Raw genomic sequence first — 13,288 nt, forward strand, 5'->3', positions numbered from 1 at the left:
ATGATTGACCTGTCAGGCCGCGAGCCTTTTGCCTCTGGCTACAATCGACACTGCTACCGGCACCCGGACGACCCGGCATTGTGTCTCAAAGTGCTGCGTCCTGAAAACATCGAAGCCCGGTTTCAACGACAGGCCTGGCCCAAAAAAGCGCTCGGCAAGGCCAGGATCAATGACAACCTCCAGGAACTCAAGGCCCACCGGCAACAGGCCATCAGGAAACTGCTCGCAGAACAACGAAGCTCGCTGGTCTGGGCCCACCTGCCCCGGTTCCACGGCGCTGTTGATACCTCCCTTGGTTTGGCAAACGTCAGCGAATTGATTATTGGCGACGATGGCATGCCGGCCGAAACACTCGAGCACTATCTTAAGCACCAGGGGTTTGATCAAGCCATCCAGGATGCCGTAGAGCGTTTCTGTAACTGGCTCCTTGAAACCGGCATCCTGACTCGCAACCTGCTGCCCCACAACCTGGTGATTGCACACCGGAATGGGCAGCCGGAACTGTTTCTAGTCGACGGGCTTGGTGCGCCAGCCATACCCGACACACTGGCCGCCATACCAGCCTGGCGCCGGCGTTATATCGGCCGCCGAATCAGGCGGTTTCACCTTCGTATCAACTGGGAAACCGGCGATCGCCATGAAAGCTGGGAATCTTCGCAGAAGCTGTGATCGCCAGCGGGAACCTTCACCAGCCTTGCCGCGCACGCTGGATGGTGGTAGCTTCCGCTCATCCTGTTTCCTGTTGATTGTCCTCTGGATTATGGCCCTTTCCAAAGCAACGTTCCTGATTACCGCCCTCCGGCTTGCTGGCAAACTGCCCCTGCGCGGCGCCCAGCTTATCGGCCGCTTCCTGGGTATGATCAGTTGGTTGTCCAGATCACAGTCCCGCATAGTCACCGACATCAACCTGAAAATCTGCATGCCGGAACTGACGGAGGAACAGCACCACCGCATGGTCCGCTCCAGCCTGCGACACACAGGCCAGACCATGATGGAGGTTCCTCTGATGTGGGAATGGCCAGTGGAACGCTGCCTGGGCTTAATCCGGGAGATCGAGGGTGAGGAGCTCCTGGCCGAAGCGAAGAAGGATGGTCGTGGCCTGTTGTTGCTGGCACCGCACCTGGGGAACTGGGAACTCACGGGCCTGTATTTTTCGTCGCGTTATCGTATGGCGGCGCTGTACAGCCCGCCCCATATCCGTGAATTCGAAGATTACATGATCCAGGTTCGCGGCCGCATGGGCTCTGAACTGGTTCGTGGCGACCGCCGGGGGTTGGCACGGCTGATTACCCTGCTTCGAGAAGGCGAGGTTGCCGGCATCCTGCCCGACCAGAGCCCCCGGGGGAAAGGCAACGCCTATGCGCCTTTCTTTGGCATGGAAGTACGCACCATGACGCTGGTCTCAAAGCTACTGCAAAAATCCGGGGCAAAGCCCCTAGTGACCTACTCCGAGCGACTGAAAGACGGCGAAGGCTTCAGGCTGGTGATTCGCGAGTGCGAGCCTGGCATTGCCGACCCCGATCCGGTAATTGCCACCACGGCACTGAACAAGTCCATAGAGACTGTTGTGCGTGAGGTGCCGGAGCAATACCAGTGGGAATACAAACGCTTCCGGCATCGACCACCCGGCTTGCCACACCCGTATAGACCCGGGCGGGTTTGTAAGTAAATCCATCGGTTACAGCCGGTGCCCGCCAGGGCCTAAAACTGTATAATCCGCCTACCGACGCAGTTTCAACGACTGCCTGTTTTTCCCTGACAAAGACCGGGCCGGATCCATGTCCCCAGAACGTATTGGTGTTGTCATCACCACCTACAATTCCCCGTTATGGCTGAGCAAGGTTCTGACGGGCTATGAGAACCAGAGCCAGAAGGACTTCCGGGTAATCGTCGCCGATGACGGCTCCACTGATGATACCCGTGCCCTGATCGATCAGTTCCGCGAGAACGGAATCCTGCAGATTGACCATGTGTGGCATGAGGACGAAGGCTTCCGCAAGTGCCAGATCCTCAACAAGGCCATTCGCGAAACCGACTGCGATTACCTGATCTTCACCGACGGTGACTGTATTCCGGAGCCGGACTTTATCGCCACTCATAGGCGCCTGGCCGAACCGGGGCATTTCCTGTCGGGCGGGTACATCAAGCTCACCATGCCGGTTTCCGAAACCATTTCCGACGAGGATATCCGCAGCGGCATTATCTTTGATCCGCAATGGCTGGTCAGCAAGGGGCAGCCGAAAAACCACAAGCTCTGGAAGCTGTCCCGATCGGCCCTGAAAAAGCAACTGCTGAACGCCATCACGCCCGCGGCTTCCAGCTGGAACGGCATGAACAGTTCCACCTGGACAAAAGACCTGATCGCGGTCAACGGCTTCAATGAGGACATGCAGTACGGCGGCCTTGACCGGGAACTGGGCGAGCGGCTGTGGAATTACGGCCACAAGTCAAAGCAGATCCGCTACAGCACCGTGTGCCTGCACCTTGACCATGCCCGCGGCTATTCCAAGCCGGAGATCTGGGCGAAGAACCGCGCTATTCGCAAAGCGGTAAAAGATGACCGCACGTTCTGGGCGGTGAACGGAATCGAGAAGAAACCAACCCCATGAGAACCCTGGTCGTCATTCACAGCCTCAAAATGGGTGGCATGGAACGGGTTGCCGTTAACCTGGCCGATGCGTTCGCCAATGAGGGCCACGAAAGCCACCTGCTATCCTGCCGCAATCGCCCCAACGACCTCAGCCCCGCCAACCCGGCGGTACACCTGCATCATTTCGACCAGTTCCAGGCGCTGATGAAGTCTATCATCGGTATTCCCGTGTTCCTGTTGTCACGCGTGTTGCTGGGTGTGCTGTTGCCGAGATCTCACTTCATGTGGGTTGGATGGCTCAGTGGGTGGCTGCTCAAGCGCTACATCGAGAAACTGGAACGGCAGTACGGCCGTTTTGATCGCATCGTGTTTCGCGGGCTCGGCACCTTCAAATATTTCTGGTCATTCCGGGACGACCGTAACGTCTACGTTCTTGAAAACGTTATCCACTACGACCGCCCCCTGTGGCAGAAAAAACTGGAATGGAAACTGGTGTTCCATAACCGGCACCTGGCCTGCGTTTCCTCCGGCGTACTGGATTCAGCCCGGAAAGCCTTTGACAATGGTGGCATTGAACCAAAGAGCCTGCAGGTGATCACCAATCCCTGCCCGGTGGAGCAGATTGATGGGTTGGCGCAAGAAACCGATCCGGATATCCCCACTGAACCTTACATCCTCAATGTTGCGCGGCTGGTACCCCAGAAAGGTCACGAGCTTCTTCTGGAGGCTTATAAAAAGTCCGGAATCAGTCACAAGCTAGTGATCGTGGGTGAGGGACCGCTGAAAGACAAGCTGGAAGACAAAGCCCGGTCGCTTGGCATCGCAGACCGGGTTTTCTTTGCCGGCAAACGCAGGAACCCCTACCCCTGGATGAAGCAGGCGGACCTGTTTGTACTGGCCTCGGAATACGAGGGGCTGGGCATTGTGCTGACCGAGGCCCTGGCGTGTGATACACCGATCATGGCCGTGGAAAGCCGCGGTGGTGTCCGGGACGTGTTCCGGGGGGAACTGGAAGCCTTTCTCACACCCCGCACTGTGGAGGGGCTGGCAGAGGGGCTTTCCTCAGTCGTCAGCCGTTTGCCCGTTTCCGTTAAACCGGAGTGGCTGGCGCCCTTCCGCAGTCGGGTGGTGGTGTCCGCCTTTCTTGAACAACCGGAACAGTAAACTTGCAATGACTGAGCATCCCCATTCCCTCAAACACCCCCTGAACATCCTCGTGGCAGGCATTTACTGGTCGGGTTCCGGTGCGGTCGTCGATTACCTCAAAGGCCACCCGGACTGTCACGTGCCACGGGGTGAGTTCACAGACTTCAAGCGAAGCGGTCGGATTGGCAGCATTCTGGAGGCGGGCTCCGCCTCCCGGGCTAAATGGCTGGCCAGAGCGATGTGGCTTGAAACGGCGCTGGGAAAACTGCCCGCGGCCCGTCTCAAACAGTCAAAAGGCAAGGATCAGGGCAAGCTTCCCCTTAAAGAGCAGGTAAAACACAACCGCCTCAAGCTGGAGCACCTGGATCGTTACCGGAAACACCTGTCCGAAGGCGGCTCGCCTTCCGACAGCCGCATCTGGAACCAGTGGCTTCAGGCTGTGGGCATGGAGTATGCGGGCGACAAACAAAGCATCGTATGGAACCAGCCAATCTGGGTTGGTAAACATGAAACTACCTGGCCTGCCGTGTTCTCCCCCTTCAAACTGATCGTGGTTCACCGGGACCCGATTGATCAGTTTGCCGAAGTGGTCCGGCAGGGCAAGATCGGCAAACGCAAATCCGACCCGGCGTTTGATGACGGCGAAAAGGATGACATCGCCTATGTCCTCAAGGGCATCGCGGCAAAAATGGAAAGCCTGATGGCGCTGCAGGGACAACTGACCGAAAGCCATATGCTTGCGGTCAGTTTCGAGACCTTCGTCAAATCCCACAAAGCAGAAGCCCAGAGAATCTGCGATTTCCTGGGCTTCCCGGAGGCTCAGTTGCCGTCAGCGCCCTTTGACCCCGCCTACTCCATCCGCAACATCGGCATTGGCGACACGGATCTCATCCGGGGCATGCTCAAAGGCTACCAACCGTTGGTGGACCGGCTCTACGATCTGAGAGCTCAGTTCGATAACGCGCAGTAGGATGCCAGCTCACCCTTTTCCGCCATCGCGGAATAGGCTTCCAGTTCATCCGCGGTATCCACTTCCAACCAGCCGTTGTTCACCAGGCAGGCCTTCACCGGCCAGCCGGTGTCAATCAGATGCTGGATGAAGCTGGTCATGTACATGTTGTCGAAGTCCTTGCCATCATAGAAGGCGTTGCGATCCAGGCCATCAAACACATCCAGAAATGCCTCCACTTTGTCACCACGGATCTTGATCAGCCCCATGTACTGGGCCTGAACCTGGCTGTAGTCCCGGGGCTTCTTGCCCAGTTCCTTCACATAACCGGCTTCGTCCATGATGAAGGTTTCCGCGTCGTCCAGGGGCTCGTCCATTCTCAGCTGCCACAGCCGTTTCCATTCGCGATCCGCCGCCAGGCAAACCGGGGCGTCGCATTCGAGGACGGCTTGCAGAACAGAGGGCTCGTAGACGATATCACCGTAGCTGATCAGCAGGTCTTCCCCCGGTTTCATTCTGTCCCGCGCACAGAAAAGCGTGCGGACCATATTGGTGCTGGCGTACTCGGGATTGAGAACGAGGTCACCGCCCAGGGTATCCAGATCGCCGGAACGGTAGCCGCCGATAACGGTAATGCCGCCCTTCACACCACAGGCTTCCATCGCCGCCATCTGGCGATGCAACAAGGGCTTGCCTGCCAGTGCCACCATGCACTTGGGACGGTCGTTAGTGTAGGGGCGAAGCCTGGTGCCCTGCCCGGCGGCCAGTATCAGTGTATGCATGGGGTTCCTCTGAAAATACGTTTGAGAAGTTGCTTGTCGTGTTCCGCGAAAGGCGCTTCCCGCTCCGGATGCCACATGATGCCAAACCAGGGCAGACGATTGTGCACGTAAGCCTCGATATCGCCCTCGGGGCTCAGCAGTTGGGGAGTCAGGTCCGCAGCCAGCCCTGTCGGGGCTATGCCCCAGTTGTGGAAACTGTTTACTTCACGACAGGGGTGAAAACAGGGATCAGCCTCGCCGGTAAGCGCCACTGGATGTCGAACAGCTGCATGGCCAGAAACCGGCGTGAGCTTCCCGCCCAGCCAGACGTTCATCATCTGTAGTCCCCGACAGACACCCAGAACCGGCCACTCCTTTTGTTGTGCGACCGTCAGCAGAACCTTTTCGGTTTCATCACGCTCTGCCGAAGCGTTGCTGGCATCGGGCAAGTGCGCGAGATCATTGCCCCCCGACAGAATCAGCCCTTCTATGCCCGCTGATTCCAGCCACTCCGCCACATTGGACAACGAATTGGGGATTGGGACCGGCGTATAGCCCAGCGACTCCAGGAACCGGAACCATTGCTGGTCCAGGCAATCCCGCCGCTCGCCGTAGGACGGGATGACTTCCACACGCTGGCTGATTCCAATGCGCATCTTAACGGATCACCTCGATTCGCTTGTTGACCGGGTCCAGTTCCAGCACGGAAGCCCTTGCCAGTGCCTCGTATTTACCCTCACCCACACCGATGGCTGCGGGCAGGCCAAACTCCGCAGCCCGAATGGCCATGTGGGAATTTGCACCACCATAAGTGGTAATCAACCCGGCGATGCCATGGCCGAACAGCCAGTCGTAGCCGGGATCGGCCTGGGGAATCATCGCAATCTTGCCAGCCAGGCTGCCATGGTCATCGGCGGTCTGCTTTTGCAAATCCACACACTCGGCCGACACCTTTCCGGAGCCGACAAAATTCGCGTGGCTGTCGGTGTACAGAAAGGCGTAGAAATCACTTTCCGAGAACAGCAACGGGGGCAACTCCACCATGGCGGTCGCCCGGCTCGCCTCATGGCCCTCCGCCGCCTGTGCCATCAACCACGATGCTTCATCAGCAACCGCTACCGTTCCCGAGCGCAGCGCAGACAGAGCCTCCAGGGAAATGTCCGCCATTTGTTCACGTGTCAGGCCATGCTGTTCTCCATAGGCCGCCAGGCCATCAAGCGCCAGGGACAGGTGGCGGGTGAACACGAACTTGGCGTACTCACGGCCCTCTATGGCGTTGCGCATGAAACGTTCAAGTTGCTCAACACTCCCCGGCAGGCCGGCCGCCGCAACCGCACCGGCAAACTCGTGCTTTTCGGATTCCCACGCTCCAAGAGACACCTGATGAACCGGCTCTGCCTTCCCTTCCGCCGCAGCACGCTCAACCACAGGCGCCAGGAAATGACCGGGGTTATCCCCGTAACAAGGTGAGGTGATGTCATAGGTACCGGGCCGCAAATGGCCATAATGCTGAGTGAAAGCTTCCATGGAAAGTTCACTACATGCCACCTTCGCAGCGTCGTCGGTAAACCGATGGGAAACGGTGCGGATAGAGTTCAGGAAGGCATCCATGGCGCTCTGGGACAAGATGCCCTTCTCTACAGCTGAACGCAGCAGCGTTACCGCCACAAAGGCGCTACGCGCCAGATGTGCAAAGGCCAGGGTTCCGTAACGGCGACACTCTTCGAGCAACAACAACGCCTGATCCAGGCCTGGAGTGGTCGTATTCTGGAACTCCGAGAACCGCTTTTCGAATCGGTCGACCGCTGCCAGATCCTCGTCCGTTCGCGTGATGGCGCAGGCGGTGATGGTTTTCAATCCAACACCAAGACGGCCTACTTCCTCTGCACTGAAGTTACCCTCGGCCATCAACCTGTCACGCCATCGGTCAAAGTCCAGGGCATAGCAGGTCGGCACCACGTCGAACTCCACCTTGTCGTGAAGTTGCGGATGGCTGCGCAACCAGTCCATGTAAAAATCCACCAGCCGCCCCGCCAACCCGTCATCCAGAGATTGCGGAATAAAAGAACTGAAACTCGCTCGAATGTCCACGTAAGGGTGGCCGGCAAACATTCTCAGCAACGGTTGGGGGCGAACATCCCGGTAGCCATACTCCGCTCTCTGGGCCGCCCAGACGTCGTCCATAATCAGGTAACGATAGAGGCTGGAGGAAAGGCGACCGGGCCGCGTACCAATGATCTCAGCAGGGTTCCAATCCGGCATCACACCGAAGTAAGCACGCTTACCAACAACAAACGGAGACGGGGCCTGTAACTGCCGGAATCGGTCCGCAGCGTTCGCCAACAGCCCCTGGGCCGCCTCGCTGCTGGTCAGTTCATGTTGAACGGCAATCGGACGCACCTGGAGAATATGGATCAGGCCGCCCCGGGTGATGGCGAATTCCATATCCAGGGAGTCAAAATCCAGCAACTCCTCAATCTCCCGCAGGGCCGGCATCAGCCCTGTCAGGTTTTCGGGCACCTGAATCAAATGCTCAGGTGCATCGCGATGCACAAACAGGGTTTTGTGGTCACGGCTGGCACCGCTGGTAATGGATTCGGTACTGCTGGTGGTGTCATCGTAATTCACCACGTAATAGGGCGCGCCCGAAGACAGGGTTTTGGTAAACGCCACGCCGCTAGCAATCACCTGCTCCAGCATGGGCTGCACCAGAACCTGATTGTCAGGATGGCCATCCGGATAGGAGGCGATGACCTTCTCAATAGCGGCCCTTAACCCGTCCTCACTCTGACGATCAACATTGAGCACACTGGTATAGGCGCCGGCATTGGAGACCCCGAAGCCGTCTTCTGACAAGGCACTGCTCCGGACAACCAGTTTATCGGTTCCCCCAAGGCGCTCCCCGATCCGGGCAAGCACCTCGGCATCCATATCCTGCCACTCGGCAACGGTAAAGCTGACCTGATCCTCAATGCGGCTCCGGCTAACCACACCCTGCAAGCGATGCAGGGTCTGCGCCTTGGTGCCCAGGATAAACCGGCTGAGATCGTTCGGCTCGTTCAACTCAGCCCATCCGCCAGCGACATCCGCGGCAGACACGCTAAACCCGCGAACCCGCAAAAGCTCAAGGAGCTGGGTAAGGCTCCCCTTCCGAATTGCCTCTGGAAAATCCGACTGCTCCGCCAGAAAACCCGCCACCTCTGGCTGAAGGCGAACCAGGCCAACAAACTCGGCATCGGCCAGCTCCGGCAGAATATCGCGGCCCATGCGAGTCACCCTGCCGCCGTGAAGATTCACCTTTTCACAACGTTCCAGGTCTTCCGCAGAGCGCCCCTCAAAACGATGGCGCCAGTTGCTATCCACCAGAACGGCGATATCGGCGTCGCTGGAAGACAGGGCCTGAACGGCGGAATCCCGGAACAATACATCGGCATAGGAGACGTAATGAACCGCATGGTCATTCAGCGGCGCCTCAAGCAACGAAGCGGCCGCACCCGTGGATTGCCAGTGGGGGTTCACCGAGTAATGCAGTTCCGGGTAACGCTCGGCAATCTCATCCAACTGATAACCGCCCACAAAATGAACGGAAGGCTCCACCGAACGCATCGCGTGTAGCAACCAGTCCAGCACGCGCCTGCGTCCGGTGGTGCCCCGGAGCACGCTGTGTTGCTCGCCGCTGAAGGGCTTGCCGGCGCCGAGGATGATGAGACGAGCGTGTTCATTCTTCAATGCTAGATCCACCTGATTAGTTCGAAAACCCGGGTATTGTAGCTTTAATAGGAGAGGGGCATACAGGTGATCTTCAGTGATAGACTACCAACCCGGAAGATAAGCATTTGCCATCCAGAACATATTTAACGGTCAAGACCCTTATCACAATGAGCATCACCGAAAAAAGGCGATTCCAGCAGATTCGACGTAACTGGAACAGCAAACTCAGAGCCCTGCGAATCGATGGAAAAAACAGAAAACGTTACGGTGAACATGCACCAAAATTTGCAGAACTCCTCTGGATCCCGACAGCCGCCCTGACCCACAGTGTGAAAGCAGGCAGTTCCAAAGACAGTGCCAGAATCGTTCAAGACTGGCCGGACCAGTTCATTCTCCCCGTAAGGGAACTACCGGCGATCAAGGCCTGCCTAGCTCATTGGAAAATCGGTCTGTCATGGGAGGCAACCGGAATTTTTCAGCAGATGCTCGACATCATTGAGGAAAAAGGCAAAGTCGATCGCCTGAGGAACCTCAATGACATCGAGGAGCGCTACAGAAGCGTTGATGAACTCTATGACAAAGTAGCCTCAACTGGAGGGCTACACCCGAGGTCCGAACTCATCCGGGGCAACTTCAGGGAAGAAGGGGGGATTCTCGTACACATAGGCCCAGACGGCGTCCCTTTTTTTGGCAAAAAAGGCCATCACCGCCTGGCGGTTGCACTTGCACTGGAGCTTGAGTATATACCTGCACAGCTAGGGGTGATTCATGCTTCTGCCATTGACCGCCTTGACGCTTTCCGTGAAAAGAAATAGCGCCTCCGGAAACGCTGTCACCACTGCCAGGCAATGACGCCGAAGCTTGATCCTTGCTGATACTCAGTTGGCTTTGGAAGCCGTTACCGGAATACCTTCCTTTGCAGATCGAACCAACTGGTCAAGCCTTTTTCTTGTATCAGCAATGAGTTTCTCTGCGTCCACTTCTGTCATTTCGTCATAAGTCGATTTTGTCCCCGCAAAAAGCTCGCAGGAATAGATGGGGCCTCCACCCGTGTATACGCTTCCGGAGTGATGGATCGGTAGAAAGAAATGACTCGGCAATATTGTCATATTCCTCTGTGTGGACTCGAAAATGGCTTTAGTGAAAGGAACAGGCCCGGTGGTTTGCCAGACTTTTCTCTTCTTGAACCTGAGTTTTTTCCACACAAAATGTTTTGTGATGTCGCCAATGTCGTGCAAGGCTGCAATAACGGACCTGATCACCTCATGCCCCGGAATCGATCCTACATAGCCATTTGCAACCAGGCCCGGGCGAACATGTTCGTTCTCCCAGACCGTAAACAAATCGCACTCAAACAGCCAGTCAGGTAGCCTTTGCAGGCAAACCGAGTCTGCATCAAGCGCAAACCCACCCTCGTTTAAAAGTATTTCCCAGCGCATAAGGTCCGCCACGCCTGCAAAACCACGTTTTTGATGGCAGACACGGTCCATTTGCCGACGGTTAAGCCATTGGCCGTCTTTCCACTCTTTGTTGCCCCATACCAGTATTTCGAAATCGGGATGCTGCTGCCTCCAGGTGTCAATATAGGCATCGGGACGCAGAGACTCATCACCAACCCATATAAAATGCAGCTTCTTGGGGATTCTGCTCATAACCTTACAACTCACTTACTGGCAGACAAAGAGGTGCTCAGCTTTCCGGAGCCAGCTCTCAACACTGTTAAAAAGTACTGACCCGTTCCGGGATGAGCCAAAATAAGCAGGGCAGGAATCCAGAAACAAAACCAATAGTAATGCAAGGGTGACAGTGCTACGCCACCATCAAACATCAGGGCAACGCTACCGGCAACCATTGGCAGGATGATATAGGCATCACGCTTCTTCTCGCTGTTCCTGAACATCTTCACTAACAACCCGGGCAACCAGAGCAGGACCCAGAGAACCAGGCCCACCACGCCGAGGTTGTAGGTAACAGACAGCGCCATATTGTGGGGGTGACGAAACTCGCCCAATACTTTGCCGCTATCATCAGAAACCACCACTGGTACAACCGTGTTCGTTATGCCATGACCAATGATGGGAGCATCCGAAATGCTAGCTAAAGTCGATATCCATATATCGGGTCGCCAGGATAAGCCGCGACTTAATATCGTCTCTGGAAACATGAAGACCACGAGCCCCCCAACGACTAGGAATCCACCAAATACCGACAACCAGAAACGATTACGATACAGAATCAGGCATGCGAACAATGTGGCAAAAAGTGCAACTTGCGCAGTACGTCGCTCCAACGCGACCAGGTAAGCAACCAGAACCAGCAACGCGACAAGCCCCAATAGACGATAGGCCTGCTTTTTCTCATCAATCAGAAGACCCACTAACATGGCGGCCTGAGGAGCAATTATAAGTGTCGCAAGCATTGCGTTGACGGGGTCTACACCCACTTCGTTCAAGCGAGCTTCTGCAGCCCCCGCGTATAAAACGGCGGAAAACGGTTTTCCAACGATTCCATAAAAAACATAAAGATGCCAAAAGCTTATGGCAGCGGTCAAACAACAGGCGACAAATAACCCGCGCCGCAGTAGCGCTTCCTCACCTGATCGGTACAGGTAGCTGAAAAACACAAACAGCGCCAATACTTGCGCTGCTCCCCTTACAACTTTAGAGCTGTCTGGGCCATCAGCCCAAAGTAAAGACAACAAACTGAACACAACGTAAAGCAGCAAGGGCGCCAGCGAGCATAAAAATTCGCGGGTGAGCAGGCCTTTATTTACGATCAGGGGCGCAAGGACCAACAAAGCCGGCAAACTGAGGAATGCGTCAAAAAGATTCAGGCCGCTTCCTGTCGAAGGCTGCCAGAGCAATACGGTGAACATGAGAATGATACAAACGAAAACCCAGCCCTCCCAAAAAAGTCTCCGGCTCTCACTCATGCACTTGTCACCCTATCTGAGGAATACCCCCTACCCTTCCAAATCCAGACCTCAGGTAGGGCCAAAAACCTCGCAATTTTGCAGCAAATTGCATCTCCGGTCGACTTTCCAAGGTGAAACAGAGGCAAAAACTGCCTTGATCCAGCAAAAATCGACCTTGTTCTCTGAGTGTCTACGTCTGTTGGCATGCTGAATAAGTGGTAGACTTCGATAGTCTCAGTGTTGAACCAACCTTCTAAGGATTGAGAACAATCCCTATGTCCACCCAATTCACCGTGATAATCACCACGAAGAACCGACCCAATTATTTACAAAAAGCTCTCAACTCTGTCATTCAACAAACTTCTCAGCACTCTCATATAATCATCGTTGACGATGGCAGTGACGTCCCTGTCAGCCAGCAACTTAAGGCCGCCCAGCACCAACAATGCAAGATCCTGAGAAACGACAAAAGTGTTGGCGTCTCGGCAGCTCGCAACCAGGGTGCCCAGGCAACAGATACAGAATGGTTGATCTTTCTTGATGACGATGACTGGCTGTCCGATGATTTTCTAGCAAAAATGTCCGACTCTACAAAGGCCATGCCCTCTCCGGATCTCGTTTGGCCTTCAAGAACAATGATGTACGAAAACAAGGGAGTACAGATATCAAAGCGTGCGTCAGTTCCCTTTAGTCCTGAAACCCAAAATTCCGATGAAGTACTGGCTGGGCTTTTCGATGCAACATCTTCCGGCATGGCGTTCAGGCGGTCATCCCTTCTCAAGGTGGGTGGATTTGATGAGGGGCTAACCGTTTCGGAAGACCGAGACCTGATTTTCAAACTTCTGGCAAATGGCTATTGCGCCAGGCCGGAGCAAAATGCGGTGTTGTTTTTTCGCATCCATGAGGGACCGAGACTCAGTCAGGATGAAAAGGCAGAGCGTCAGGCAAAAGCAGATCTTACAGTCCTCTCAAGGCACAGACAGTTTCTGAGCAGTCACCCCAAACTGGCGGACCGGTTTATGGGTCGCGTCGCCAAACGTCTCTGGGAAAACGGTTTCTACAAAGACGCTATCGATGTTATCAACCTTCAGTGCCACATTTCCCCGTTCTCCCTCCGGGCTCGAAAACGTCAGATAGGGTGGAACCTGCTAACTTTATTCAAGCTCGGCAAAAGCCTTGCTTCCTGATTCAACGTCCGGATAACGCAGCTTGGAATA

General features: G+C 55.7%; 12 protein-coding genes. 7 read left to right on the plus strand and 5 right to left on the minus strand.

The genetic code is table 11. From position 1 onward, the window contains the following. The 5 genes from NLU14_RS13540 (at nt 1) to NLU14_RS13560 (ending at nt 4,706) form a co-directional block, all read left to right on the plus strand. Entirely contained in the window at nt 1-669 is a 669-nt protein-coding gene (locus tag NLU14_RS13540; RefSeq protein WP_275707400.1) for a YrbL family protein, read from the plus strand. A gap of 91 nt (nt 670-760) precedes the next feature. Further along, entirely contained in the window at nt 761-1,669 is a 909-nt protein-coding gene (locus tag NLU14_RS13545; RefSeq protein WP_275707547.1) for a lysophospholipid acyltransferase family protein, read from the plus strand. A 109-nt stretch (nt 1,670-1,778) separates the two neighbouring features. Next, nucleotides 1,779-2,609 carry a glycosyltransferase family 2 protein gene (locus tag NLU14_RS13550; RefSeq protein WP_275707402.1) on the plus strand — a complete coding sequence of 277 codons (831 nt, stop codon included), beginning with the start codon at nt 1,779-1,781 and terminating at the stop codon, nt 2,607-2,609. Beyond that, nucleotides 2,606-3,754: a glycosyltransferase gene (locus NLU14_RS13555; protein WP_275707404.1), complete on the plus strand. Its 1,149-nt coding sequence runs from the start codon at nt 2,606-2,608 to the stop codon at nt 3,752-3,754. The genes NLU14_RS13550 and NLU14_RS13555 overlap by 4 nt, the downstream gene beginning before the upstream one ends. 7 nt (nt 3,755-3,761) lie before the next feature. Beyond that, nucleotides 3,762-4,706: a sulfotransferase gene (locus NLU14_RS13560; protein WP_275707406.1), complete on the plus strand. Its 945-nt coding sequence runs from the start codon at nt 3,762-3,764 to the stop codon at nt 4,704-4,706. Here the strand turns inward: NLU14_RS13560 and NLU14_RS13565 are convergent. The 3 genes from NLU14_RS13565 to NLU14_RS13575 are packed head-to-tail and all read right to left on the minus strand — an operon-like array spanning nt 4,685 to nt 9,175. Then, the gene (locus NLU14_RS13565) at nt 4,685-5,467 is read right to left on the minus strand and encodes a phosphocholine cytidylyltransferase family protein (protein WP_275707408.1); all 783 of its coding nucleotides are present in this window, start codon (nt 5,465-5,467) and stop codon (nt 4,685-4,687) included. The two genes, NLU14_RS13560 and NLU14_RS13565, sit on opposite strands and share 22 nt — an antisense overlap. Next, nucleotides 5,455-6,102, minus strand: a complete 648-nt coding sequence (locus tag NLU14_RS13570; protein WP_275707410.1) for a gamma-glutamyl-gamma-aminobutyrate hydrolase family protein — start codon at nt 6,100-6,102, stop codon at nt 5,455-5,457. The genes NLU14_RS13565 and NLU14_RS13570 overlap by 13 nt, the downstream gene beginning before the upstream one ends. 1 nt (nt 6,103) lies before the next feature. Further along, nucleotides 6,104-9,175: a PEP/pyruvate-binding domain-containing protein gene (locus NLU14_RS13575; RefSeq protein ID WP_275707412.1), complete on the minus strand. Its 3,072-nt coding sequence runs from the start codon at nt 9,173-9,175 to the stop codon at nt 6,104-6,106. 149 nt (nt 9,176-9,324) lie between these two features. Here NLU14_RS13575 and NLU14_RS13580 point away from each other — a divergent pair, with 149 nt between their 5' ends. Then, complete coding sequence (locus NLU14_RS13580; protein ID WP_275707414.1) at nt 9,325-9,972, plus strand: hypothetical protein; 648 nt, start codon at nt 9,325-9,327, stop codon at nt 9,970-9,972. Nucleotides 9,973-10,035: 63 nt separating this feature from the next. Here the strand turns inward: NLU14_RS13580 and NLU14_RS13585 are convergent, their stop codons facing one another. Further along, nucleotides 10,036-10,809: a glycosyltransferase family 32 protein gene (locus NLU14_RS13585; RefSeq protein WP_275707416.1), complete on the minus strand. Its 774-nt coding sequence runs from the start codon at nt 10,807-10,809 to the stop codon at nt 10,036-10,038. Between the two features lie 11 nt (nt 10,810-10,820). Beyond that, complete coding sequence (locus NLU14_RS13590; RefSeq protein ID WP_275707418.1) at nt 10,821-12,089, minus strand: O-antigen ligase family protein; 1,269 nt, start codon at nt 12,087-12,089, stop codon at nt 10,821-10,823. A 257-nt stretch (nt 12,090-12,346) separates the two neighbouring features. Between NLU14_RS13590 and NLU14_RS13595 the strand changes: the two genes are divergently transcribed. Beyond that, entirely contained in the window at nt 12,347-13,258 is a 912-nt protein-coding gene (locus NLU14_RS13595; RefSeq protein ID WP_275707420.1) for a glycosyltransferase family 2 protein, read from the plus strand. Nucleotides 13,259-13,288 lie beyond the last annotated feature (30 nt).

Source organism: Marinobacter iranensis (assembly GCF_029207565.1).
Taxonomy (GTDB): Bacteria; Pseudomonadota; Gammaproteobacteria; order Pseudomonadales; family Oleiphilaceae; genus Marinobacter; species Marinobacter iranensis.

What these genes read in the sequence shown, in the direction of transcription:
- NLU14_RS13550 (WP_275707402.1), top strand. Translation starts at nt 1,779, where the DNA reads ATGTCCCCAGAACGTATTGGTGTTGTCATCACCACCTACAATTCCCCG.
- NLU14_RS13590 (WP_275707418.1), bottom strand. Translation starts at nt 12,089, where the DNA reads ATGAGTGAGAGCCGGAGACTTTTTTGGGAGGGCTGGGTTTTCGTTTGT.
- NLU14_RS13570 (WP_275707410.1), bottom strand. Translation starts at nt 6,102, where the DNA reads ATGCGCATTGGAATCAGCCAGCGTGTGGAAGTCATCCCGTCCTACGGC.
- NLU14_RS13540 (WP_275707400.1), top strand. Translation starts at nt 1, where the DNA reads ATGATTGACCTGTCAGGCCGCGAGCCTTTTGCCTCTGGCTACAATCGA.
- NLU14_RS13555 (WP_275707404.1), top strand. Translation starts at nt 2,606, where the DNA reads ATGAGAACCCTGGTCGTCATTCACAGCCTCAAAATGGGTGGCATGGAA.
- NLU14_RS13545 (WP_275707547.1), top strand. Translation starts at nt 761, where the DNA reads ATGGCCCTTTCCAAAGCAACGTTCCTGATTACCGCCCTCCGGCTTGCT.
- NLU14_RS13595 (WP_275707420.1), top strand. Translation starts at nt 12,347, where the DNA reads ATGTCCACCCAATTCACCGTGATAATCACCACGAAGAACCGACCCAAT.
- NLU14_RS13585 (WP_275707416.1), bottom strand. Translation starts at nt 10,809, where the DNA reads ATGAGCAGAATCCCCAAGAAGCTGCATTTTATATGGGTTGGTGATGAG.
- NLU14_RS13580 (WP_275707414.1), top strand. Translation starts at nt 9,325, where the DNA reads ATGAGCATCACCGAAAAAAGGCGATTCCAGCAGATTCGACGTAACTGG.
- NLU14_RS13565 (WP_275707408.1), bottom strand. Translation starts at nt 5,467, where the DNA reads ATGCATACACTGATACTGGCCGCCGGGCAGGGCACCAGGCTTCGCCCC.
- NLU14_RS13560 (WP_275707406.1), top strand. Translation starts at nt 3,762, where the DNA reads ATGACTGAGCATCCCCATTCCCTCAAACACCCCCTGAACATCCTCGTG.